At 62.2% G+C, this 23,744-nt stretch carries 24 protein-coding genes; 12 read left to right on the top strand and 12 right to left on the bottom strand.

Annotated elements, in window-relative coordinates:
* Nucleotides 1-243: 243 nt before the first annotated feature.
* Nucleotides 244-1,152: a LysR family transcriptional regulator gene (locus tag I5S59_RS25330; protein WP_197879016.1), complete on the bottom strand. Its 909-nt coding sequence runs from the start codon at nucleotides 1,150-1,152 to the stop codon at nucleotides 244-246.
* Nucleotides 1,153-1,259: 107 nt separating this feature from the next.
* Between I5S59_RS25330 and I5S59_RS25325 the strand changes: the two genes are divergently transcribed.
* The 3 genes from I5S59_RS25325 to I5S59_RS25315 all read left to right on the top strand — a co-directional run bounded on the left by I5S59_RS25325 (nucleotide 1,260) and on the right by I5S59_RS25315 (nucleotide 4,322).
* Nucleotides 1,260-1,859 carry a short chain dehydrogenase gene (locus tag I5S59_RS25325; protein WP_197879015.1) on the top strand — a complete coding sequence of 200 codons (600 nt, stop codon included), beginning with the start codon at nucleotides 1,260-1,262 and terminating at the stop codon, nucleotides 1,857-1,859.
* 70 nt (nucleotides 1,860-1,929) lie between these two features.
* On the top strand, nucleotides 1,930-2,601 hold the full coding sequence (locus tag I5S59_RS25320) for a COG3650 family protein (RefSeq protein WP_197879014.1): 672 nt from the start codon (nucleotides 1,930-1,932) through the stop codon (nucleotides 2,599-2,601).
* Nucleotides 2,602-2,708: 107 nt separating this feature from the next.
* Nucleotides 2,709-4,322: an NAD(P)/FAD-dependent oxidoreductase gene (locus I5S59_RS25315; RefSeq protein WP_197879013.1), complete on the top strand. Its 1,614-nt coding sequence runs from the start codon at nucleotides 2,709-2,711 to the stop codon at nucleotides 4,320-4,322.
* Between the two features lie 52 nt (nucleotides 4,323-4,374).
* Here the strand turns inward: I5S59_RS25315 and I5S59_RS25310 are convergent, their stop codons facing one another.
* Entirely contained in the window at nucleotides 4,375-5,469 is a 1,095-nt protein-coding gene (locus I5S59_RS25310) for a PLP-dependent cysteine synthase family protein (protein WP_232239976.1), read from the bottom strand.
* 223 nt (nucleotides 5,470-5,692) lie between these two features.
* Here I5S59_RS25310 and nhaA point away from each other — a divergent pair, with 223 nt between their 5' ends.
* A complete protein-coding gene (gene nhaA, locus I5S59_RS25305) occupies nucleotides 5,693-6,868 on the top strand; it encodes a Na+/H+ antiporter NhaA (RefSeq protein ID WP_197879018.1) in 1,176 nt (391 codons plus the stop codon).
* Between the two features lie 68 nt (nucleotides 6,869-6,936).
* On the opposite strand, the gene I5S59_RS25300 is transcribed toward nhaA, so the two are convergent.
* Nucleotides 6,937-7,401, bottom strand: coding sequence for a glycine zipper 2TM domain-containing protein (locus tag I5S59_RS25300; protein WP_197879011.1), 465 nt, complete (start codon nucleotides 7,399-7,401; stop codon nucleotides 6,937-6,939).
* A 145-nt stretch (nucleotides 7,402-7,546) separates the two neighbouring features.
* Between I5S59_RS25300 and I5S59_RS25295 the strand changes: the two genes are divergently transcribed.
* Nucleotides 7,547-7,783, top strand: a complete 237-nt coding sequence (locus I5S59_RS25295; RefSeq protein ID WP_197879010.1) for a hypothetical protein — start codon at nucleotides 7,547-7,549, stop codon at nucleotides 7,781-7,783.
* On the opposite strand, the gene pdxH is transcribed toward I5S59_RS25295, so the two are convergent.
* The 5 genes from pdxH to dinG form a co-directional block, all read right to left on the bottom strand.
* The gene (gene pdxH / locus I5S59_RS25290; RefSeq protein WP_197879009.1) at nucleotides 7,780-8,427 is read right to left on the bottom strand and encodes a pyridoxamine 5'-phosphate oxidase; all 648 of its coding nucleotides are present in this window, start codon (nucleotides 8,425-8,427) and stop codon (nucleotides 7,780-7,782) included. The genes I5S59_RS25295 and pdxH overlap by 4 nt on opposite strands.
* Before the next feature lie 18 nt (nucleotides 8,428-8,445).
* On the bottom strand, nucleotides 8,446-9,414 hold the full coding sequence (locus I5S59_RS25285) for an OmpA family protein (RefSeq protein ID WP_197879008.1): 969 nt from the start codon (nucleotides 9,412-9,414) through the stop codon (nucleotides 8,446-8,448).
* A 99-nt stretch (nucleotides 9,415-9,513) separates the two neighbouring features.
* The gene (locus I5S59_RS25280) at nucleotides 9,514-10,659 is read right to left on the bottom strand and encodes a serine hydrolase domain-containing protein (RefSeq protein ID WP_197879017.1); all 1,146 of its coding nucleotides are present in this window, start codon (nucleotides 10,657-10,659) and stop codon (nucleotides 9,514-9,516) included.
* A 151-nt stretch (nucleotides 10,660-10,810) separates the two neighbouring features.
* Complete coding sequence (locus I5S59_RS25275) at nucleotides 10,811-13,066, bottom strand: beta-galactosidase (protein ID WP_197879007.1); 2,256 nt, start codon at nucleotides 13,064-13,066, stop codon at nucleotides 10,811-10,813.
* Nucleotides 13,067-13,146: 80 nt separating this feature from the next.
* Complete coding sequence (gene dinG, locus I5S59_RS25270) at nucleotides 13,147-15,291, bottom strand: ATP-dependent DNA helicase DinG (protein WP_197879006.1); 2,145 nt, start codon at nucleotides 15,289-15,291, stop codon at nucleotides 13,147-13,149.
* Between the two features lie 97 nt (nucleotides 15,292-15,388).
* Here dinG and I5S59_RS25265 point away from each other — a divergent pair, with 97 nt between their 5' ends.
* On the top strand, nucleotides 15,389-15,853 hold the full coding sequence (locus I5S59_RS25265; protein ID WP_197879005.1) for a CopD family protein: 465 nt from the start codon (nucleotides 15,389-15,391) through the stop codon (nucleotides 15,851-15,853).
* 53 nt (nucleotides 15,854-15,906) lie between these two features.
* Here the strand turns inward: I5S59_RS25265 and I5S59_RS25260 are convergent, their stop codons facing one another.
* The 4 genes from I5S59_RS25260 to I5S59_RS25245 form a co-directional block, all read right to left on the bottom strand.
* Nucleotides 15,907-16,665 (bottom strand): collagen-like protein, encoded by a 759-nt coding sequence (locus I5S59_RS25260; protein ID WP_197879004.1) that lies wholly within the window; start codon nucleotides 16,663-16,665, stop codon nucleotides 15,907-15,909.
* On the bottom strand, nucleotides 16,658-16,933 hold the full coding sequence (locus I5S59_RS25255) for a DUF1145 domain-containing protein (protein WP_197879003.1): 276 nt from the start codon (nucleotides 16,931-16,933) through the stop codon (nucleotides 16,658-16,660). Before I5S59_RS25255 ends, I5S59_RS25260 begins: the two co-directional genes overlap by 8 nt.
* A 96-nt stretch (nucleotides 16,934-17,029) precedes the next feature.
* Nucleotides 17,030-17,740 (bottom strand): OmpA family protein, encoded by a 711-nt coding sequence (locus I5S59_RS25250; protein WP_197879002.1) that lies wholly within the window; start codon nucleotides 17,738-17,740, stop codon nucleotides 17,030-17,032.
* Nucleotides 17,741-17,830: 90 nt separating this feature from the next.
* Nucleotides 17,831-18,517 (bottom strand): OmpA family protein, encoded by a 687-nt coding sequence (locus I5S59_RS25245; RefSeq protein ID WP_197879001.1) that lies wholly within the window; start codon nucleotides 18,515-18,517, stop codon nucleotides 17,831-17,833.
* A 158-nt stretch (nucleotides 18,518-18,675) separates the two neighbouring features.
* Between I5S59_RS25245 and I5S59_RS25240 the strand changes: the two genes are divergently transcribed.
* The 6 genes from I5S59_RS25240 (at nucleotide 18,676) to I5S59_RS25215 (ending at nucleotide 23,629) form a co-directional block, all read left to right on the top strand.
* Nucleotides 18,676-19,170, top strand: a complete 495-nt coding sequence (locus tag I5S59_RS25240; protein WP_197879000.1) for a DUF6231 family protein — start codon at nucleotides 18,676-18,678, stop codon at nucleotides 19,168-19,170.
* A 4-nt stretch (nucleotides 19,171-19,174) separates the two neighbouring features.
* Nucleotides 19,175-19,651 carry a YchJ family protein gene (locus tag I5S59_RS25235; RefSeq protein ID WP_197878999.1) on the top strand — a complete coding sequence of 159 codons (477 nt, stop codon included), beginning with the start codon at nucleotides 19,175-19,177 and terminating at the stop codon, nucleotides 19,649-19,651.
* Nucleotides 19,648-20,127 carry an LEA type 2 family protein gene (locus I5S59_RS25230; RefSeq protein ID WP_420066479.1) on the top strand — a complete coding sequence of 160 codons (480 nt, stop codon included), beginning with the start codon at nucleotides 19,648-19,650 and terminating at the stop codon, nucleotides 20,125-20,127. The genes I5S59_RS25235 and I5S59_RS25230 overlap by 4 nt, the downstream gene beginning before the upstream one ends.
* 6 nt (nucleotides 20,128-20,133) lie before the next feature.
* Nucleotides 20,134-20,334 carry an SEC-C metal-binding domain-containing protein gene (locus tag I5S59_RS25225; RefSeq protein ID WP_045185773.1) on the top strand — a complete coding sequence of 67 codons (201 nt, stop codon included), beginning with the start codon at nucleotides 20,134-20,136 and terminating at the stop codon, nucleotides 20,332-20,334.
* Nucleotides 20,335-20,427: 93 nt separating this feature from the next.
* Nucleotides 20,428-21,072 (top strand): glutathione binding-like protein, encoded by a 645-nt coding sequence (locus tag I5S59_RS25220; protein ID WP_197878997.1) that lies wholly within the window; start codon nucleotides 20,428-20,430, stop codon nucleotides 21,070-21,072.
* 115 nt (nucleotides 21,073-21,187) lie between these two features.
* Nucleotides 21,188-23,629: a penicillin acylase family protein gene (locus tag I5S59_RS25215; RefSeq protein WP_197878996.1), complete on the top strand. Its 2,442-nt coding sequence runs from the start codon at nucleotides 21,188-21,190 to the stop codon at nucleotides 23,627-23,629.
* Nucleotides 23,630-23,744: the final 115 nt, after the last annotated feature.

Genomic DNA, 23,744 nt, shown 5'->3' with positions numbered 1-23,744 from the left:
AGCCGGAGACTTGGCGAAGCAAGTCGTAGGCCGCGATGCCCCTGGAGGGCACCGGAACGAAGGGACCCGGAGCGTAGCGTAGGGCCGTATGCAGGAGCAGGCGGTTTTGGTTCCTTTTGCCAAGACAAAAGGGACCCGCCGTAAGGGCGGAAGGGGCCGGCAGCCTCACCACACAGAATGGATAAGCTCGCTATCTAGCCGCCCCCCGGAAACCCATGAAGAACCCTTTTCCTTGCCTATGATTCAAAGACGCTGCAGCGCCTGGCTGCTGCGCTTGAACCAGTCCATCAGGTAGTCGGCAAGCACCTGCACCCGTTTGGGCATCTGGCTCTGATAGGGATGAACCAGGAACAACGGCACACTGCGGGTTTGATAGTCGCGCAGCAGCCAGTGCAAGCGGCCATCGGCCAGTTCGGCATGCAGCATGTACGACGGCAAACGGGCAATCCCGGCGCCGAGCAATGCCGCCTTCTTCAGCAAACTGTAATGGTTACTGGCAAAGCTGCCTGCCACCTGAACCCGCAGCAGTTCGTGTTGCTGGTGGTACAACCACTCTTCCCGGCCGCTGTAGTGGCTGTTGAGCAAACAGCGGTGGCCACTCAACTGCATCGGCGTTTGCGGCTCGCCGTGACGGGCCAGGTAGTGCGGGCTGGCACAGGTCAGTTCCTGCATGGCCAGCACAGGACGGGCGACCAGTCGCGCATCGTCTTCAACCTCGGTACGAATCGCCAGATCAAATCCATCGCCGAGCAGGTCGCGGTAGCCATTGCTCAACTCCAGCTCCACCTGCAGGTCCGGATAGCAATCGGTGAACTCCAGCAGCAAGCCTTCGAAAAACGTCTCGCCCAACGACACCGGCACGGTGATGCGTACCGGCCCGGCCAGTTCATCCTTGAGCATGGCCAGGGTCTGACGTGCACCATTCATTTGCCGCACGAGGGCCTGGGCCTGGGGCAGCAGCATCGCGCCGGCGGCCGTCAGGCTCAGGCGCCGGGTGGTGCGGTGCAACAGTTTTATCCCGTGGCTGGCTTCCAGCGCACTGATGCGCTTGGACAACTGGCCCTTGCTCCAGCCCAGCTGTTGCGCAGCCTGGGTAAAACTGCCGGCATCCATCAACACGGCAAACGCTGCCAGATCATCCAGGTCGCTCATTGATTGTTTCCATATGAAAACCAAAGGTTGCCTATTAGCACGCTTATCCGCAGAAATTTCCACCCTAGACTGAACCCGTCTCCCAACAAATCACGAGGACAGGTTCAATGAAAATTCTGCTGATTGGCGCTAGCGGCACCATTGGTTCGGCCGTCGCCAAAGAACTGGAACAACGTCACGAGGTAGTGCGGATCGGCCGCAGCTCCGGTGAGTATCAGGTTGATATCAGCGACAGTGCTTCGATTCGGCGTCTGTTCGAGCAGACCGGACGCTTCGATGCCCTGGTCTGCGCTGCCGGTAACGTCACTTTTGCGCCTCTGGGCGAAATGACTGAAGGACACTTCGCCCTGGGCCTGAACGACAAGCTGATGGGCCAGGTCAACCTGCTGCTGATCGGTCGCGAGTTCATTGACGACGGCGGCTCGTTCACCTTCACTACCGGCATCACCAGCCATGACCCGATTCGCACCGGCGCTTCGGCCAGCCTGGTCAATGGCGCCATCGATGCCTTCGTCAAAGCCGCCGCGGTCGCATTGCCGCGCGGCCGGCGGGTCAATTCGATCAGCCCCAATGTACTGGTCGAAGCGATGCCGGCCTACGCCCCTTACTTTCGCGGTTTCAAGCCGGTTCCCGCTGCCGATGTGGCACTGGCCTACGCAAAAAGCGTTGAAGGCTTGCAGACCGGCCAGACCTATCATGTCGGTTAAGGTCTTGTGATCGGCATCCAGCCTGCGTAACGTGGCGGCACCTTTCAGTAAAGCCCCTGGAGTTTGCTTGATGCGTGCCGCCCCGTCGTTGTTGCTTGCCGCCCTGTTGCCACTGTTCGCCGGCTGCCAGCTACTGGAGGAAAAACCACAGAATCCCCAGGCCGGCATGACGCGCATGCAGGGCGAACTGAGCGCCAAGGGTGGTCAGTTGCTGTTCAAGCCGTGCAGTGAAAGCCGTCACTTTGCCGTCTTCGATGCCGGCAATACCGGCCTGCTGCAGGAAGCCGCTGCCCTCGCCAATCAACCGGGCACACTGTTCGCCGACATCAGCGGCAACCTTTCCACCAGCCAGAAGGCCGGCAACGACGGCCAGCTGAACGTGCAACGCCTGTACAGGGTAGAGCACTCCAGCAACGATTGCAGTGATCCGAACTTCAAGCGCCTGACCGTACGCGCCCACGGCAACGAACCTGACTGGGACCTCAAGGCCGGCGGCAAGGGCATGGTGTTGAGCCGTCCGGGCGTACCGGAACTGGCGGTACCGTTCCTGGAAGAACAACTGCCTGACGGGCGCTTCAACCTCAGCACCGAAGCCAATGGCCAGCGTGTGGAGCTTTGGGTCGCCCCGCAGCGCTGCGTCGACAGCATGACCGGTGCCGTCAGCCACCTGAGTGCCGAGCTGCGGGTAAACGGCCAGACCATGCGCGGCTGTGCCTACTACGGTGGCTCGCGTAACGACTGAACGTCGGTAGGCGGCGTTTAAGCTGCCTGCAACGCGCCTGAACAGCTTATACTTGGCGGTTTGAGTAAAGCCGCCGGCCGTTCATGGCCGGGATACTGGACCCTGCCATGTTACGAATCACCGAACTGAAGCTGCCGCTGGATCATCCTGATGAAGCCCTGCGCGAGGCCATTGTGCAACGTCTGGGGATCAGCGACGAACAGTTGCTGGACTTCACCCTGTTCAAGCGCAGCTACGATGCTCGCAAGAAGAACAGCGAAATGCTGTTCATCTACACCATCGACCTGACCGTCAGCAATGAAGCCGAGCTGCTGCAGCGCTTTGCCGATGACCACAACGTCAACGCCGCGCCGGATGTCAGCTACAAGGTCGTCGGCCAGGCGCCTGCCGATCTGCAGGAGCGTCCGATTGTCGTTGGTTTCGGCCCGTGCGGCATCTTCGCCGGCCTGCTGTTGGCGCAGATGGGCTTCAAGCCGATCATCCTCGAGCGCGGTAAAGAAGTTCGCCAACGTACCAAGGACACCTGGGGCCTGTGGCGTAAAAGCGTGCTCAACCCGGAGTCCAACGTACAGTTCGGCGAGGGCGGTGCCGGTACGTTCTCCGACGGCAAGCTGTATAGCCAGATCAAGGACCCGCAGCACCACGGTCGCAAGGTGCTGCACGAGTTCGTCAAGGCCGGTGCGCCAGAAGAAATCCTTTACGTCAGCAAGCCGCACATCGGTACCTTCCGCCTGACCGGCATGGTCGAGAACATGCGCCACGAGATCCACGCCCTGGGTGGTGAAGTGCGCTTCGAGGAGAAGGTCAGTGACCTGCTGATGGACGACGGCCAGCTCACTGGCGTGGTCCTGGCCAGTGGTGAGCAACTGCACTCCCGGCATGTGGTTCTGGCCCTGGGCCACAGCGCCCGTGACACCTTCCGCATGCTGCATGCCCGCGGCGTGTTCATGGAAGCCAAGCCGTTCTCCATCGGCTTCCGTATCGAACACCCGCAGTCGCTGATCGACCAGGCACGCCTGGGCAAGTACGCCGGGCACCCGAAACTGGGCGCCGCTGACTACAAACTGGTGCACCACGCCAAGAACGGTCGCTCGGTCTACAGCTTCTGCATGTGCCCGGGCGGCACCGTGGTTGCGGCCACCAGCGAACCAGGCCGGGTGGTCACCAATGGCATGAGCCAGTACTCGCGTAACGAGCGCAATGCCAACTCCGGCATCGTCGTTGGCATCACCCCCGAGCAGGACTACCCGGGCGGCCCGCTGGCCGGTATCGAGCTGCAGGAAAAACTTGAAGCCCATGCCTATGTGCTGGGCGGCAGCAACTACCAGGCACCGGCGCAGCTGGTGGGTGACTTTGTCGCTGGCCGGCCGTCCACGGCGCTGGGCAGTGTCGAGCCGTCGTACAAGCCCGGCGTCAATCTGGGCGACCTGGCCCCGAGCCTGCCTGACTTTGCCATCGAGGCCATTCGTGAGGCGTTGCCGGCCTTCGATCGCCAGATCAAGGGCTACAACCTGCACGACGCGGTGTTGACCGGTATCGAAACGCGTACCTCCTCGCCCCTGCGCATTACCCGTGACGCGAGCATGCAGAGCCTGAACCTCAAGGGCCTGTTCCCGGCGGGTGAAGGTGCAGGTTATGCCGGCGGGATCCTCTCGGCAGGTGTGGATGGCATCCGCATTGCCGAGGCAGTTGCGCGCAGCATGCTGGGCATCAACAACTGATGATGTGATGGCGGAGCACGCTGTAGAAGTACAGCCTGCTCCGCACTTCGCCTCAAATCCCGGCGCGCTCCACCGCCTCGGGCAACGCCTCGCCCCGCTCGACACAGGCCTTTACGGCCTCGATCAACGGTTGCAGTTGATACCCCTGCCCGTTCAGCCAGTCCTGATCGTAGTAAGTGGTCGCATAACGATCGCCGCCGTCACAGAGAATCGCCACGATCGACCCCGCTTCCCCGGCCGCCTGCATCTGCCGCGCCGCCATCAACGCACCAATCAGGTTGGTACCACTCGAACCGCCCACCCGGCGCCCAAGACGCTCGGCCAGGTAATGCATGGCCGCCAGCGACAAGGCGTCCGGCACCTTGATCATGGCATCGATCACCTGCGGCAGAAACGACGCTTCAACGCGTGGCCGGCCGATGCCTTCGATCCGCGACCCACAGTCGAGCAACAGCGAACGGTCACCGCTGGTATAGCTGTCGAAGAACACCGAGCGCTCGGCATCGGCACACAGCACACGGGTGACGTGCTGGCGATAGCGCACATAGCGCCCGAGGGTGGCGGTGGTGCCCCCAGTGCCCGGGCTCGAGATCAGCCAGGCGGGTTCCGGATGCCGCTCAAAGCGCATCTGGGTAAAGATCGACTCGGCAATGTTGTTGTTGGCCCGCCAGTCGGTGGCGCGCTCGGCATAGGTGAACTGGTCCATGAAGTGGCCGCCGGTTTCCCGGGCCAGGCGTTCGGACTCGGCGTACAGCTGGGTGGGGTCGCTGACCAGGTGACTCTGCCCCCCATAGAAAGCAATCTGGGCAATTTTCTCTTGAGAAGTGGTTGCCGGTACCACGGCAATGAACGGCAGCCCGAGCAGGCGCGCAAAGTACGCCTCGGAAATCGCCGTGGAGCCACTGGAGGCCTCGATCACCGGCGCACCCGGCCGCAACCAGCCATTGCACAAGGCATAGAGAAACAGTGAGCGCGCCAGGCGATGCTTGAGGCTGCCGGTAGGGTGGCTGGACTCATCCTTGAAGTACAGCTCGACCTCCGGGAAACCCGGCAACGACAGCGGGATCAGGTGGGTGTCGGCGCTGCGCTGAAAATCAGCCTCGATGATGCGGATGGCTTCGCGTGCCCACCGGCGGTGATCGTTCATGGTCACGTCCCGAATTGATCGTTGTACAAACGATCATGTTAAGAAAGTCCCTACAGCTACAACAGGTACAGCCAGGCAAAATAATCCCCTGCAACTGCTAGGCTCCTGTAGCCGGGCCGGTCACAGCTTATAACAAAAAAGAATATAATTTTTGTTCTAATGCATATCATCACAAGGTAGGGTGTCCTCCCTATCGGAATCCTCAGGATGGAGAGCGCCCTTGCTGCGTAGCACCTTCACACGTTTCTTTCAGTTGGAAGCTGCCAGCGGTCTACTATTGATTGCTGCAGCCGCCATGGCCCTGATCATCAACAACTCGCCGTTGTCGTACCTGTACAACGGCCTGTTGGATGTTCCCGTGGTCGTCCAGATCGGCGCCCTGAAAATCGCCAAGCCCCTGCTACTGTGGATCAATGACGGCCTGATGGCCCTGTTCTTCCTGTTGATCGGCCTCGAGGTCAAGCGCGAAGTCATCGACGGTCACCTGTCCAAGCCTTCGCAAATCATCCTGCCGGGGGCTGCGGCCGTTGGCGGCATGGTCGTGCCTGCGCTGATCTACTGGTTCCTGAACAAGGACAACCCCGCTGCCGTGGCCGGCTGGGCGATCCCCACCGCCACCGACATCGCCTTCGCGCTGGGCGTGCTGGCACTGCTGGGCAAACGTGTACCGGTGTCGCTCAAGCTGTTCCTGATGACCCTGGCAATCATCGATGACCTGGGCGCCATTATCGTCATTGCCCTGTTCTATTCGGGCGAACTGTCGAGCCTGTCGTTGATGCTGGCCGGCGCCTGCCTGGTGGGCCTGATTGCCATGAACCGGCTGGGAGTGGTAAAGCTCGGGCCCTACATGGTGGTCGGCCTGATTCTCTGGGTCTGCGTACTCAAGAGTGGCGTGCATGCAACGCTCGCCGGCGTAACCCTGGCGCTGTGCATCCCCTTGCGCACCCGCAATGCCGAAACCTCCCCGGCGCAGAGCCTGGAACATGCCCTGCACCCTTGGGTGGCGTACGGCATCCTGCCGCTGTTTGCCTTTGCCAACGCCGGGGTATCGCTGGCCGGGGTAACCCTGGAAAGCTTCACCCACTATGTGCCGATGGGCATTGCCATCGGCTTGCTGCTGGGCAAAACGGTCGGCGTGTTCGGCCTGACCTGGATTGCCGTCAAGCTTGGCGTCGCCGCCTTGCCAGCCGGTGCCAACTGGGGCCAGGTGCTTGGGGTGGCGATTCTCTGCGGCATCGGCTTCACCATGAGCCTGTTCGTCGGCTCGCTGGCCTTTGTGCCAGGCAGCAGTGAATACGCAGGTATGGACCGCATGGGTATCCTCACCGGTTCCATTCTTGCCGCGGTGATTGGCTACACCGTCACTGCACTGGCCAGCCGCAAGGCGACACCGGCCTGACCCCACCCGGGCAATAAAAAACCCCGACCGGCACTGCCGAGTCGGGGTTTGTTTTTTCCGCGAGGATATCAGTGGGCAACCCGGCTGGTACCGTCGACGGTCATGATGCGAACACGCTCACCGACGCGAAAAACCTCGTTTTCCTGGACCGCCTGGACATAGGCACGCATGCTGCCGTCATCTTCACGCACGGTGATTTCCACACCCTGGGTGCGGGTCAGGCCTTCTTCGGCGGCAGAGCCTGCCAGGCCGCCAGCCACGGCACCAATAACTGCAGCAACAATACTGCCACGGCCACCGCCGATTGCACTGCCCGCTACACCACCGACGACTGCGCCAGCGCCGCCACCGATCGGGGTTTTGGTCCCTTCGATTTTCACCGGACGCAGCGACTCGATGGTGCCCATACGCACGGTCTGGACACGGCGAGCCTCGTCGCGCGAATAGGAGTCACCGGTCAGGCTCGAGGCACAACCGCCGAGCAGCAACGACATCGTGGTGAAGCTGGCAACCAGCAAAACAGATTTACGCATTGGATGATCTCCGTAAGACAGGTGTTCATTAGACTCCGCTCATTGACGACTGTCACGGCGCAGCCAGAGTAAAATTGATTTCATTGAGCCTGTGTACAGCCTGCCCTATCGATGCAGCCTGTCAATTTCTAGCGCAAGGATAGTCATGGATTACTTCATCGTCGTCGTTACGACAGTGGCTGGGCTGTATTTTCACTGGTGGTTGTACGTGCGCATCCGCCGCTGGATGGACCGTGATCTGGCCCTTTCGCTGGCCGGCACGGACGAAAGCAAGAAAGCCTACATGCTGGCTTGTCTGGACACGGCTCGCACGCAACGGATCAAACGCGCGGAGCTCGCAGCCTGGCTGGAACGCCAGGCTGCGGCCTACCCGAAGGGTTAAGGGGCCAGGCGCTCGCGCAACCAGGCACCCTGCTGCAGGCGGTAGTTAAGCCGGTCATGCAGACGGCTGGCGCGCCCTTGCCAGAACTCGATACGTTCAGGCAGCAGACGGTATCCACCCCAATGCGCCGGGCAATGCGGCTGAGTGTCGCTGAAACGCTGCTCGGTGGCCTTCACCAGCCCTTCCAGCTCGGCTCGGTCGGCGATCACCCGGCTCTGCGGCGAAGCCCAGGCGCCCAAACGACTACCCAGCGGGCGCACCTGGTAATACTCGTCCGACTCCGCCGGGGTGACCTTGACCACCTTGCCTTCGATCCGCACCTGACGTTCCAGGGCCGGCCAGAAGAAGGTCATGGCAGCCCAGGGGTTAACCTGCAGCTGTTGCCCCTTGGCACTCTCGTAGTTGGTGAAAAAGGTAAAACCTTGCTCATCCAGGCCCTTGAGCAACAGGATCCGGCAATGTGGCCGACCGTCGGCATCCACTGTTGCCACGGTCATGGCATTGGCTTCAACCGGCGGTTGCTCGGTTTTCACCGCATCATCGAACCAACGGCGAAACAACGCAAAAGGCTCATCCGGCGCCTGGGCTTCAGCCAGGCCATCACGGGTGTAGTCGCGGCGCATATCAGCCAGGGTTTGGGTCATTACTGCGTTCCTTGACGATCAGTTGGTCTTCGCAGGGCTTGTGTTGGCGGCCACTTTTTTCGCAGCCGGGGCTGCTTTTTTGGCGGCAGGCTTGGCTGCCGGGGCTTTTTTCTTGGCCGCGACGGTTTTGCTCGGAGCGGCCTTCTTGGCCGTGCTGGCTTTTTTCGTGGCCGCTGCTGACGGTTTCACCGCCGCCTTGACCGGTGCCTTGGCGTCCTGCACCGCAATCAGTTCAGCCGGGCTTGGGGTTGGCTGCTGGTACTTGGCAAGCATGGCAACCATGGTGTTCTGTGGGGTCAGCACCAGTTCAACCCGACGGTTCAGCGAGCGACCCTGCAGGCTGTCGTTGGCGGCGCGCGGCATTACCGAGCCCATGCCACGCAGCATCAGACGGTTACGCTCCAGGCCACTGAGGCGGAAGATTGCCGCCACCGACTGGGCACGTTCCTGGCTGAGCTTCTGGTTGGCTGCAGCCGCGCCACTGGAGTCGGCATGACCCAGCACCAGGACAGCAGCTTCTTTATCGGCTTCAACGGCCTTGGCCACGCGGGTGATCGGCCCCAGAGTGACCGGCAGCAGCATCGCCGGACGATCCGGGTTGTAGGAACTGTCGACCGGCACCGTCACGATCAGCACGTCCTCACGGCGCTCTACTTCGAACTTGCTGTCCTTGATGGCTTCGCGCAGTTTCGGCTCGTAACTGTCGAGCCACGCCTGGGTAGCCTTCTGGTCGATTTTGGGCACGGCAGCGGTCTTGGCCTTGTCACTGTCGCCAAACGGCCACCACCAGCGGCTGTTGGTTTCAGACTTGGCTTCAGCCTTGACCACTTTCTCGACCACAACTTCCTTCACTTCCTGGTCGGCCACTTGCTCCGCGCCGAAGGGCCACCAGTTGATTGCACTGTCGGCTTGGCCTTTCTGGGCGTGCTGGGCACAACCGGTCATGGCCAGGCACAGGGCAAGAGCTAAGGTTTTATGTGAAGACATCAGCAATACACCATGAAAATGAAGGAAATTCAGCCCAATTGCAGTGGGCATTGGAATTCAGGATAGACAAAGGGTTCAGGCACCATCGGGGTTAACCGATCAAAGGCAATCAGCCAGGACGCGCACCAGCTTTTGCGCCCTGGGGTCCATCAATACGTAAGGGCCCAGGGTGTTGGTGACAAAACCAAAGGCGACATCGTACTCCGGATCGGCAAAACCAACAGAGCCGCCGGCACCTGGATGACCAAATGCACGGCTGCCCAGACCAAAGGTAGCGTTGGCCACCGCCGGCTGGTCGAGCATGCAGCCCAGGCCGAATCGGGTACGGGTCAACAGCGTCTTGTCCTCGCCCAGGCTGTGTTCACGGGTCAGCTCGTCGAGCAGTTCGGACTCCAGCAGGCTGCCGTCGAGCAGACCGGCGTAGAACCCAGCCAGGCTACGGGCATTGCCGTGGCCATTGGCCGCAGGCTGCTGCATGCGGCGCCACTCGGGCTTGTTGGTGCTGGTGAGCATGCCGGGCGGGTTGGTAAAGGCACGGGTCGACAACGCCTCGGGCTCACGCAGGGTGACCTGAAGCAGACGCTGGGCGGCTTCGTCGCCCATGTTGCCCTTGCCCCTGGCGAGATGAGCGACCCGGTGAAATTCGTCGTCGGCCAGACCGATATGAAAATCCAGCCCCAATGGACGTGCGGTGCGCGCCACAATCGACTCACCCGGCCCGCGACCATCGGCGCGACGGATCAACTCACCGATCAGCCAGCCAAAGGTAATCGCCGCATAGCCGTGGCCAGTACCCGGCGTCCACCAGGGGGCTTCAGCGGCCAGGGTGTCGACCATGGTCTGCCAGTCGTAGAAAGACTCGGCCGGCATCAGCTGGCGGATGGCCGGCAAACCGGCACGATGGCTGAGCAACTGCCGCAGCGTGATCGCCTGCTTGTCGGCCTGGGCAAACTCGGGCCAATAGCGCGCAACGGGAACATCCAGGGCCAGTTTGCCCTCCCCTACCAGCTGCAAAGCGGTCACGGCAGCGAACATCTTGGTACAGGAGAACAGGTTGACGATGGTGTCGCTGTGCCATGCCTCGGCACCGTCCTTGTCGGCGGTACCCGACCAGAGGTCGACGACAGTCTCTCCGCCGACTTGAATGCACAGCGCCGCGCCACGCTCCTGAGGATCGTCGAACAACGCGGCAAAGGCTTCGCGAACGGCTTCGAATTTAAGCTCGTAATGACCCTGAATCTGCACCCAGCCGCTCTCCCGCACACCAATATCAGAAATGGCGTGCATTGTTTCAGCATGCGGTGGTTTTGGGAACAGACAGTGGTCAGCCGGTTGCACGATTCCGCGCTTTCAGCGGCCTGATACGCACAGCGCGCATCAGGCCACCAAACCATCATCAGGGAGCTTTTGGCGCCTTTTCAGCTGCCTGGAAATGAACCACCTGCTGCTGAGCTTGCAGGTTGCTTTTGCGCACCGCGTCGACAAACCCCTGAAACGGTACATCCGTCAGGCCGACAAGGCCGAAATGACCGTTCTCGCCATCAAGCAGGCGACCGCTGGCTGGTTGGTCCAGGTACTGGAACCAGTGCACGCCAACAATCGAAGGTTCAGCCAGCGCGGCCTTGAGGAAAGCGGCATAGGCCGGGCCACGGCCTTCCTCCTTGGCCACTTCCATCGGCCCCGGCCAGAACGGACCACGGTCACGCGAGCCAAACTGGAACTCGGAGACCAGCACAGGCTTGTCCAGCGCATTGAGCTGGGCGAAGTCGTAGCCATCCTGAGGTTTTGGCGTGTAAAAGTTGAAGCTCAGGACATCGCAAAATTCGGCACAGGCCGCCACGGCTTCCGGCGTGCTGACGGCGAAACGCCCCCCTAGCAGCAGGTGATTGGGCGCATGCCACTTGAGCGAGTCGGCGATGGTCTTGAAATAGGTTTCGGCGAAGACCGTCTGGAAGTACTGGAAGTCCGCCTCGATTTCGGGATGCTCCGGGCTCGGCAACGGCGGTTCAAAGCCGGGATCTTCCATCAATTCCCAGGCAGGCAGGTTGATACCCCAGGCCTTGGAGAGGCCTTCCTGGTTACGGTACTTGTCACGCAACTGCTTGAGAAAGGCACGCTTGGCCGGCACGTCCGTGGTCAGGCGCAAGGTGCCATAGGCCAACGCATAACGCGCCTTGGGATCATTGCCCGGTGCTGCCCAGGCCAGCTCGTTGTCGGCAAAATAGCCAATCAGCCAAGGGTCGTCACGGTGGTCACGGGCGGCGATCGCCACCGCACGCTCGGTGGCCATGGCAAAACGCGGGTCGAACGGGTCGGGCATGCTGCCCCACCAGTCCATGCCCGTGCTGATGCTGGTGTAGTCACCGACGATCGACAGCGGCAGGGTGTAAGGCAGACGATTGGCGTGGCCCAGGCCCGGATCGCTCCAGTTGCCCAGCGTGTTGAAACCCCAGGCCTGCAGGCGATCGAGGCTGTGCCCCTGCCAACGCTGAATGTCCAGCACAGGCGCCGGGCATTCAACGGCTGCGGTGGTGGCGGTAGCCGCTAGCGGGGTGCATGGTTTGCCATAGCTGCGCTCAAGGTTGGCGGCATAGAAGTCGAACCAGCGCCCCTGATTGAACTGGCGACCGCTCGACGAGCCATTGCCGTCGTTGTTGTTACCCTCGCCATAAAACTGCGCCAACGGCTCGCCCGCCTGTGGCAAGGCTGTGAACATCGACTCGCGCCCGGCAACGTAGGTCCGGCCTCCGTCGGCAGCAACGGTGTTGACGCCCAGCGAGTAGAACGGATGACCTTCAGGGGTGACCAGATACCAGCGCCCGTCACGCTTTTCTGTCCTGAAGAAGCCCTTGGCATCGAACGCCGGCCCGCCGGTCACACCGCCGAACTGATCGCGCGGAAACTGGCTGCGTTCGGCCAGCCAGCCCTTGAGCTGCTGTTGCTCACGGCTAGCCGCTGCTTTCAATTGATCATCGCTGACGATCTTTTCTGGCCAACGTCCCCGGGTGAATTGGCCATAGCCATCAATCAGCTCACTGTAGGCGGCCTTCTGTACCTGGTCGTCATCCTGGATACCGACACGCTCGATCATCAGGCTCTGGGCGACATTGGGCTGGTTCATCGACAGGGTCACCGACACCACTTGCTTGAGGTCCAGCGCCCCGCTGCTGCTGGTCAGCAACCAGCGCTGGCCAGCGTGAACCCAAGGCATCGGCGGCCCGGCGCGCATGCCCTGGCTCAGCGGTGAGCTGGCCACCAGCGGCACCAGCACCGTCTGCGCCGGGCCTGCAGGCAGGTCGATGCGGCTGGTGAGGGTCTTGCCATCACTGCTCAGGACCGTGACATCCACCGTCAGTGGCCAGTCCATGCCGCTTTGCAGACGCAAGGTCATGGCTGTGGCGGCCGACCAGTCCCAGGCGCCGGCTTGCGGGCTCAGGCGCAGGCTTGGGCGCTGCACCGGATTGAACACGACCCGCCGCAACACTTCGCCCTCGGCCGTCTGCTCTGCGTTGTATTGCGGCAAGCTGGCATCTTCGGTGGCCACGTTGACCACAGCGGCCGGACGCACGAAGCTGAACAGCGTCTGTTGCCCGGCCAGCAGCGGAGTGCTGAACAACAGGACGAAGACAGCAGGCAAGGTACGGCGAATCATAGGGCTGGAGCTCTCCTTGAGGGCCCATGCGGGCCTTGAACTGAGTCATAGACAACGCCCCGGAGCATAGATCCCCGGGGTCAGGAAATTTCCCGTCGAAACGGCGGCAGCGCATTGAGAATAGCCTTGCCGTAACGTTGGGTGACCACGCGACGATCGAGCAACGTGATCGTGCCGCGGTCTTCTTCGGTGCGCAGCAAGCGACCGCAGGCCTGGATCAGGCGCAGCGAGGCATCGGGCACGGCGATTTCCATGAACGGATTACCGCCACGCGCCTCGATCCACTCGGCCAGCGCCGCCTCGACAGGGTCGTCGGGTACGGCGAAGGGAATCTTGGCAATCACCACGTGTTCGCAATAGGCACCTGGCAAGTCGACGCCTTCGGCAAAGCTGGCCAGGCCAAACAGCACACTGGAGTCGCCACCATCAACGCGCGCCTTGTGTTTGTTCAAGGTTTCCTGTTTGGACAGATTGCCCTGGATGAAGACTTGCTTGCGCCAGTCGCGGTCCAGTCCGTCGAACACGTCCTGCATCTGTTTGCGCGAGGAGAACAGCACCAGCGAGCCACGCGACCCCTCGACCAGTTCCGGCAGGTCGCGAATGATCGCTGCGGTATGCGCGGCAGCATCGCGGGGATCGGCACGCAGGTCCGGTACGCGCAGCACCCCGGCATCGACGTGATGGAACGGGCTGGGCACCACACTGGTGACTGCGTCCCTGGGCAAACCGGCACGCATTCTGAAACGATCGAACTTGCCCAGCGCCGTCAGCGTGGCTGAGGTGACCAGGGCACCATGGGCCACGTTCCACAGGTTGCGCCGCAGCATCTCGGCGGCCAGGATCGGGCTGGCATTGACCTCGATGTCGAACAGCGCACCGCTCTCGGCCAGGGTCAGCCAGCGCGCCATGGGCGGGCTGTCTTCCGGGTCTTCGGCGGTAAAGGCCGTCCACAGCTCCCAGTTGCCCTGGGCGCGCATCAAGAGGCTGCCGAACAGCGGGTACCACTCTTCGGCCTGATGGCTGGCGATGCCGATGTTGACCTCGGCATCCATCCCCTCTTTGAGCAACTCGGTCAACCGGGTAAAAAGGTCAGTCAGGCGCGAGAAGCCCTTTTTCAGCTCAATGCCCATTTCGCGCATGTGCTCGGGCACCACACCACCTTCAAAGCGATGCCGGGGCCGCTCGCGGCCCTCCATGTCTTCGCCAGGGCGGAAATCGGCCACCTGCTCACAGGCGCTGAACATGAATTGCTGCTGCGCCTTGATCTCCCGCGCCAGCTCCGGCACCTGCTCGATCAACTTGCCCAGGTCACCCGGCAAGGGATGCTGGGCCAGCAGCTTGGTCAGGTTCTTGGCGGTCTGCTCAAGCCAGTCGGCGGTGGAGCGCAGGCGGGTGTAATGGGCGAAATGGCCGATGGCCTTGTCTGGAAGGTGATGGCCTTCGTCGAAAACGTAGATGGTGTCACGCGGGTCGGGCAGTACGGCACCGCCGCCCAGGGCCAGGTCGGCCAGGACCATGTCGTGGTTGGTGACGATGACATCGACCTTGCCCATGCCTTCACGGGCCTTGTAGAACGTGCACTGCCCGAAGTTCGGACAGTGGCGCCCGGTGCACTGGCTATGGTCGGTGGTCAGGCGCGCCCAGTCCTGGTCTTCCAGGGCCTGGGGCCAGCTGTCGCGGTCGCCGTCCCAACGGTTGCCGGCGAGCTTTTCGATCATGCTGGTAAACAGCTTCTGGCTGGCTTCATCGACTTCGATCTTGAAGCCTTCTTCCTCGAACAGCGAGGCAGTGGCCGATTGTGCGTGGCCTTCCTGCAGCAACAGGTCGAGTTTGGACAAGCACAGATAGCGCCCACGCCCCTTGGCCAGGGCGAACGTGAAGTTCAGGCCGCTGTTGCGCATGAGGTCGGGCAGGTCCTTGAAGACAATCTGCTCCTGCAGCGCCACCGTCGCCGTGGCGATTACCAGGCGCTTGCCGGCCGCCTTGGCCGCCGGAATCGACGCCAGGCTGTAGGCAACGGTCTTGCCGGTACCGGTACCGGCTTCTACGGCCACCACGGCGGGATCGCCCGAGCGTCGACCTTCATCGTCGCAGGCAATGTCACCGAGCACCTTGGCCACTTCGGCAATCATCAGCCGCTGACCGTAGCGCGGCTTGAGGCTCTTGGCTTCGAGAAAACGCGAATAGGCGCCCTGAATGGTAGTTTTGAGTTCGTTGCTGATCATGGTGTCGGGGCGCCCGGAGGGCTGGATAAATTTTCAGTGTTTCGATCGGGTCGCTATCATACCCCGCTATTGCCCTTTGCGCCGAATGGAGATCCCGATGACCGCCTTTGCCCTTCCTTATAGCCTGCACGTTCTGGCCGCCGTGATCTGGGTCGGGGGAATGTTCTTCGCCTGGCTGATCCTGCGCCCGGCCATGGTTGCAGCCCTTCAAGGCCCCGACCGTCTGCGTCTGTGGGCAGAAGTGTTTCCACGTTTTTTTCTATGGGTATGGATCGCGATTGCCGTCCTGGCGATCAGTGGTGTGGGCTTGCTGCACGTGCGCTTCGCAGGCTTTGACGGGGCGCCGCGCTATGTCCAGGTGATGATGGGCGGCGGTATCGCAATGATCGCGCTGTTCATTCGTGTCCATTCGTTGCTGCTGCCGCAGTTGCGTACGGCGGTGCAAGCGCAAGACTGGCCGACAGGCGCTGCGGTGCTGGGCAAAATGCGTCGATTGGTCGGGATCAACCTGCTACTGGGTATCGCCGTGACCGTAGTGGCGAGCACTCGACTGCTGACCTGAGTACACCCAGGCTGATCAAGCCCGCACGGGACCCTGATCAGCCTTACCGAGCCCTACAGGCGCTGAAGAATCAGCTCACCCATGGCACCCGCTCCCCCTGGCTGGCCGGCAATGCCAGGCTTGCCGGGCGCACCTGCTGCAGTGCGATACACCAGGCAGCCTTTGCTCGCCCCGCCCGCACCGGCCTTGCCAGCAGCACCGGCGGCACCGGGAGCCCCGCCGTCGAGTTGCACCTTGATGTGCTCGGCAGGAAATTCCGCGGGCAGTGTCAGGTGTACCCGGCCTCCGGCCGCACCATCATGACCATTACCACCATTGTCGCCATTGGCACCGCGGCTGGCTTGTCCCCATGTGCATCCGCCGGCCTTGCCGTTGGCACCATCCAGCCCGACGTACCCCGGTGCACCGGCCCCACCGCGGGCATCGATGGCCAATAACGGCGCCTGCAATGCCCGCACATTCAAGTCAAGGTTACGCCCGGCCATCGCCGCACGCTCATAAGTACCGGGTGCACCACGGGCGGCAATCTGACTGCCCTCGCCCAGTTGCGCCCGCGCCACCTCCAGGCGCAGCGTGCTTTGCGACGGCGCAATGGCGATGCGCGCTTCCTGGCCCAGATGCAGTTCGTCCACTTTCAACTCGACCAGGCTGGCCGGCAACAACAAGGTGGCAGCATCGGCAACTTCAAGGCGCTGCAAGTGCACGACACTGGATTTGTTCGGCAAGCGCAGCACCGAATGCGGCGCAACACTGATCGACTCCGCCAGCGCCAAAGGGCTGAACAACGCGGCTAACAGGACCAACTTACGCATGCGACTTCTCCTGACGGGGGGCCGGAATCGAAAGGACATGAAAGATACCGACCAGCAGGATTTGCAAGCGGTCAAACCAGCGATGGCTGCGGCCACGCAGCCTGCCGTTAAAGAACAGCACTTCCAGCGCATGCAGCCCGAGCAGCGCGGCGCCGGCAATGCTGATCAGACGATCGAAAGGAAATACCTGGGGAATCAGCAGATTCACCAGCACCACCCACCAGAACACCACCGTCAAGGCCTTGCCCAGCCCCAGTAAGCCCTTCATTCCCGCCCCCTGCTCTTGTTCTTTTAATAGGCGACGCCAACACCTGGCATCGCCTGCAACAGTAACGGCTGGCATCGTCCGCTACCAGTGGCCTGATTAGTTAAGGTGCAGTTCCACCCGGCGATTCTGCGCGCGTCCGGCATCGCTGTCGTTGTCGGCAACAGGCTCGCTCTCGCCACGGCCCTGGCTGGTGACCTTGGCCGGCGCCAGGCCCTGGTTGATCAAAAACTCGGCAACACTGCTCGCACGCCGCTCGGACAGGGCCTGGTTGTAGGCGTCTTCGCCCTGGCTGTCGGTGTAGCCAATCACTTTGACACTGCGCACACCGTCGCTGTTGAGCTTGCTCATCAGCCCCTGCAACTGGGTTTTGGCATCGGCAGTCAATTCCGCGGAATCAAAGGCAAACATCACAGCGCCCTGATCATTTAGGGTAATGACCTCGGAGGTGGTGGCTTGCACCGTCGCTTGCGGGTACTGAGGCAGTGGACAACCCGTGTGGCTGACCGGGGTGTTGGCTGGCGTGTCCGGGCAACGGTCGCGCCGGTCGAAGACACCATCGCCATCTTCGTCGCCATCCTGGGCGTAACAGATCAAACCACCGGCGATGGCACCGGCAACACCGCCACCGGCGGCCCAGGCAGAACTTTCAATTGCCCCCAATCCACCGCCGACCAAACCACCGAGCAGGCTGCAGACTGGCCAAGTCCTTTGATTGAGTGGTGCGCTGCCATCACTGTGGGTGGCGCAACCGGAGAGCAGGCTTGCGGCGACCACAACGGGAATCGCAGCCTTGGAGAGAACACTCATGGGAATTGCTCCTGTGTCACCGGCGTTTGCCGGTCACACAGGAGTAAAGACCTGCCTGCAGTACTTCTCAAGCTGCAGGCGGGCGGCGCATCAACGGTCGATGCGGATTTCCACGCGGCGGTTCATGGCCCGGCCTTCCGCAGTCGCATTGTCCGCTTCCGGACGGGTTTCACCCGCCCCCTGCACCGAGACGAAGCTCGCGCGAGGTACGCCATTGCTGATCAGGTAGTCCGTCACCGCATGGGCGCGTTGCTCCGACAGTTTCTGGTTGTAGGCATCACGGCCGACGCTGTCGGTATGCCCGGTCACGCTCAGCTTGGCGGTTGGCGCCTCGTTTTTCAGGCGGGTCGCGATTTTGTTCAGACGCTCTTTATCGGCAGCCGTCAGCCGCGCAGAGTCGAACTCGAAGGTGACATCGCGAATGACAATGACCTCTTCCTTGACCACGGCAACTTCTTCAACCACGGCGGGTGGTGGGCAACCGTCAGCATCGACTTGCACGCCATGCGGCGTACCCGGGCACTTGTCACGGCTGTCAGGCACGCCGTCGCCGTCTTCATCGCCATCACCATGCGCCCAGCAATAGCCTGCCGCCAGGCCGCCGCCGAGCAACGCGCCCCAACCAGCCCAACTTGAACTTTCTATGGCGCCCAGGGCCGCGCCACCCACACCCCCGACGACTGCACACTTTGGCCAGTCGGTTTTTTGCAATCCTGCGCAACCAGTCAACACGCTGGTTAGCAGAACCAGAGGTAATGCTGTGCGTACTATGCTCATTTGTTGCATCTCCTAGGGGGAATCAGTTCTTCACCGACCTCTGGGAGTAAAGACCGCGCTCACCATCTCCGCCAGCAATAAGCCATGATGCGGCCGTCAGCTACTATGCCTGGCCGTCCGGGACCGTTAGTCTTGACGCATCTGACCGAGGATTCCCGATGATTGACGGATTTTCCCAGCGCACGCCGCAACAAGCCCTGGCCGCGCTGCTTGAGCGCTACACCCCGCAACGGCTGTTGCTGGTGGGTACACGTTTCCCTGCCCTTGAAGCCTTCGCCCAGGCCCATCCACAGGTCGAAATTGCTCAGGCCGAGCCAGGTCCATTGCCAGCTGCGCTGGCAGCGCAACGGTTCGACCTGGCATTACTGGTCGACTGCCTGGAGCACCTGCCAAAACGCGATGGCCTGCATTTATTGGGCGGTATCCGCAACCTCAATGCCAGCCGCGTGGCAGTGCTGGCCGACCTCTCTGCCTGCGGCTGGCAAGACACCGACTTCTTTGCCCTGGCACTGCAAGCCAACGAAAAATTTCAGCGTGATGAGCAGGTTCTGAGCCTGTTCACCTATGATCTACGTGAATACAAACAGGTCCCGGACTGGCTCAATGCCAAGTTCTGGGCCAACCCGCAAAATTTTGGCAAGTACTGGTGGTGAAACAATGAGCGTCTCGGTATGTCCCTGCGGCAGCGGTAATCTGCTCGACGCCTGTTGCGGACACTATCACGCCGGGCATCCGGCCCCCGATGCGCAGGCCCTGATGCGCTCGCGCTACAGCGCCTATGTACTGGGCTTGATCGACTATCTGGTGGAAACCACCCTGCCTGCACAGCAGGCCGGTCTCGATCGTACCGCCATTGCAGCCTGGAGCTCGCAAAGCACCTGGCTGGGCCTTGAAGTGGAAAGTGCCGAGGTATTCGGCGGCCAGCCCGAGCATGCTTTCGTCACCTTCACCGCCCGCTGGCACGACAGCGCCGGGGAACATAGCCACCGTGAACGTTCTGCTTTTGTACAGAACGCCGGACGCTGGTACTTCATTGATCCCACTGTGGACCTGAAGGCCGGACGCAATGATGCCTGCCCTTGCGCCAGCGGGCAGAAATTCAAAAAGTGTTGCGCCAGCTACGTGAGGAACTGATGCCTATGGCCCGCCTGTTGCTGTTCAGCCTTCTGATTCTGCAACTGACGGGCTGCGCCAGTTGGGGGGGCGACGACTACCGGGATCCCGAAGTCAGCCTGGTCCAGGTCGAAACCGTCAAGGCACGCCTGATGCAGCAGGAGTTCATCCTCCATGTGCGGGTGAAGAACCTCAACGATGAGCGCCTGTTCATTCGCTACCTCAATTATTCCGTGCGCCTGAACGACATGCTCCTGGCCGAAGGCGAAGAAAGCCTGTGGCGCAGTGTTGGCGCGAATACCCAGCGCACCTTCAAGATTCCCGTGCGCACCAACCTCTGGCAAAAGGTCAAACCCCTCGCCAAGATGCTCAAGAACAGCCAGGGCCCGTTGCACTATCGCCTCGATGGTGAGCTCATCAGCGGATTAATCTTCGGCCGCAACCTGCACTTGTCGCGCAGTGGTGAGATAATTCCCGGCGATCTTTTACCGGAGTAACCTGCAATGACCCAGCAACCCCATGTTCATGGCCCTGACTGCAACCACGATCATGATCACCACGACCATGACCACGGCCATGTTCACGGTCCGCACTGCAACCACAGCCATCAAGAGCCGGTGCGCAACGCCCTGAAGGACGTTGGCCGCAACGACCCGTGCCCATGCGGCAGCAACAAGAAGTTCAAGAAGTGCCACGGGGCCTGATACAGACCCTGTAACAGCGGTCGCCGCCTGTGGTATCCATAGGCGCGACTGCTGCGCTCTGGCGCAGCTGCCAGTCATTCGACGGAGCGTGCCATGATCGACCTGTATTACTGGACCACCCCCAACGGCCACAAGATCACCCTGTTCCTGGAAGAATCCGGGCTGCCCTATACCCTGCACCCGATCAACATCGGTAAAGGTGAGCAGTTCGCCGCCGACTTCCTGCGCATCGCCCCGAACAACCGTATCCCCGCCATCGTCGACCACCAGCCGCTCGACGGCCAGCCGCCACTGCCATTGTTCGAATCCGGGGCCATTCTGCTGTACCTGGCCGAAAAAACCGGGCAGTTCATTCCCCAGGACCTGCGCGGTCGCCAGCAAGTGCTGCAATGGCTGTTCTGGCAAATGGGCGGATTGGGCCCGATGGCCGGACAGAACCACCACTTCAATCGCTTCGCCCCGGAAAAAATCCCCTATGCCATCAAACGCTATGTGGACGAAACCGCACGCTTGTATGGCGTACTCGACAAACGCCTGGCTGACCGACCGTTCGTCGCCGGCGACACCTACAGCATCGCCGACATGGCCATCTACCCATGGATCGTTCCACACACCTGGCAGCAGCAGAACCTGGACGACTTCCCGGCCCTCAAGGGCTGGTTTGAGCGCATTCAGGCACGTCCGGCCACCCAGCGCGCCTACGCCCTGATCGAACAGGTCAACCCGCCGCCACGCTAAGCCGCATCGACGCGCTGCAGAGCATTGAAAATAAAGGCTGTGCCCCGCTTGCATGGCGGGGTCGGGCTCACTAACGTAGCGCCTTTTAGACGCCACGCCCTGCAGGAGCCCGACCATGGCCGCGCCAGCCTTCCCCCCTTCCCTCCCCCGGTTCGGCGTAGCCGCAGCGATGTTCTGCTTGCTTGCCCTGGGGGGCTGCCAGGTCGGCGGCTACCGTGACAGCGTGCCACCGAGCACTGGCGTGCAACCGCTCAAAGGCCTGGCGCAGAGCGTGTCGGTGCGGCGCAATGCCCTGGGCATGCCGCTGATTGAAAGCAGCAATTTCCACGATGCCCTGTTTGCGCTGGGTTACGTGCATGCCGGGGATCGAATCGGGCAAATGGTCAGCATGCGCCTGCTGGCGCAGGGGCGCCTGGCCGAACTGGCCGGTCCCGACGTGCTGGAAGTGGACCGTTTGATGCGCGCGGCCAACTTAAAGCAGACCGCCAACCAGCTCTATGCCGATGCCTCGCCTCGCCTGAAGCGCTTTTTCGAGGTCTATGCCCGGGGCGTCAACGCCTACCTGTTCCGTTACCGCGACCGGTTGCCGGCGCCGTTGGCGCAAAGCGGCTACCGCCCGGAGTACTGGAAGCCTGAGGACTCGGCGCTGATCTTCACGCTGTACAACTTCAGCCAGTCGGTGAACGTGCAAGAGGAACTGGCGGCCCTGACCCTGGCGCAGAAAGTCGGCAGCGACAAACTGCCGTGGCTGTTGCCCAGCTACCCGGATGAGCCGCTGCCAATGTCCGAGGCCGACAAGCTCAAGGGCCTGAACCTGGGCAGTCAGTTGCCTGGTCTGGCCGCACTGACTGCCGCCAGCGAACAACTCGCCGCCCTGAATCTGCTGGGCAGCGCGGGCTCCAGTAACTGGGCGATCGCGCCGCAGCGCAGCCGCAGCGGCAAAAGCCTGTTGGCCGGCGACACCCTCGGTGCCTGGGCAATGACGCCGGTGCAGCTCAGAACCCCCAAGTACCAGGGCGCCGGCGTCAGTATCGCCGGCCTGCCCTTGCTGCTGTCCGGGTACAACGGCAAGCTGGCCTGGAGCGCCAGCGCGGTCATGGCCGACAACCAGGACCTGTACCTGGAACGGCTCAAGCGCGAAGGCAATCGGCTGCTGTATCAGGCCGACGGCAAATGGCTGCCGGCCCAGGCCCGCAACGAGACCTTCTTTATCAAGGGCCAGCGTCCGCAACGTGAAACCCTTTACGACACCCGTCACGGTACCCTGCTCGGGCAGACGCAAAATGCCGGCCTCGGCCTGGCCCTGCAACTGCCGCAACTCAAGGGCGACAAGAGCCTGGACGCGTTCTTTGACCTGTCGCGCGCGCAAAACGTCGAGCGCGCCTTCGACAACACCCGGGAAATCGGCGCGTCGGCGCTGAATTTCGTCTTTGCCGATGCCAGCAACATCGGCTGGCAAGTCAGCGGGCGCTTCCCCAACCGTCGCGAAGGCCAGGGCCTGCTGCCCTCTCCGGGCTGGGAAGGGCGTTACGACTGGGACGGCTATGCCGACCCGATGCTCCACCCCTACGACCAGGACCCGCCTCAGGGCTGGCTTGGCAATGCCAACCAGCGCAGCGTCCCCAAGGGCTATGGCATGCAGCTGTCCAACAGCTGGTACTACCCCGAGCGCGCCGAGCGCCTGGGACAGCTGGCCGGTAACGGCAAGCACGACAGCCGCAGCCTGATCACCATGCAGAACGATCAGACCACCCTGTTTGCCGGCAAACTCAAGCAGATGTTCGAAGCACCCGGCATGTCCCAGCCGCTCAAGCAAGCCATCGAGGCCTTGCCTGGCGATCAACGCGCCAAGGCGCGGGAAGCCTACACACGGTTGATGGCCTTCGACGGACGCCTGAGCACCACCTCGGCGGACGCCGCGCTGTATGAACTGTTCCTGCAGGAAAGCGCAAAGCTGACTTTCCTTGACGAACTGGGCCCGGAATCGTCGGCCACCTGGCAGGCTTTTGTCGGCAACGCCCGCTTGTCTTACTCGGCTCAGGCCGACCATTTGCTGGGCCGCGAAGACAGCCCGTTCTGGGATGACCGGCGCACCGCACCAACCGAAGACAAACCGACCATCCTCGCCCGCAGCCTGGCGGCCGCAGTCAGTGCCGCAGAATCGCAGTTGGGCAACGACCGCAAGGCCTGGCAATGGGGCAAGCTGCACCAGTACCGCTGGCCGGCCGCGACTTTCCATGGCCTGGGTGATGCCGTCAGCCGCAAGCCGCAGGCTACCGGTGGCGACCATAGCACCCTGAACCTGGCGCCTTATGCCTGGGGTACGGATTTCAATGCCGAGCTGGCACCGTCCCTGCGCATGGTGGTGGATTTCGGTCAGGTCGAGCCGCTGCAGTTGCTCAGCAGCAGCGGTCAGTCCGGCAACCCGGCCAGCCCACACTTTGCCGATGGCCTGGACGCCTGGTTCAACGGCCGCTACATGAGCCTGCCGCTGCAACCGCAGAACTTTGATCGTGCCTACGGCAACAAGCGCCTGAGCCTGGTGCCGGGCAAGTAACCCTGCCCTCGCAGCCGGCGCAATGCCCCGGGGGGGGGGGGACAAAAACCCCCCCCGCCGGGCCAAAAGCAAAACACCCCCCCGGGGCGGGGGCGGGGGGGGGCCGGGGGGGGGG

Origin of the sequence: Pseudomonas alkylphenolica (assembly GCF_016009175.1) — a bacterium.
Lineage (GTDB): Bacteria > Pseudomonadota > Gammaproteobacteria > Pseudomonadales > Pseudomonadaceae > Aquipseudomonas > Aquipseudomonas alkylphenolica_B.
Note: the sequence above shows the minus strand (reverse complement) of the source record. Positions and strands in the feature narration are given on the sequence as shown.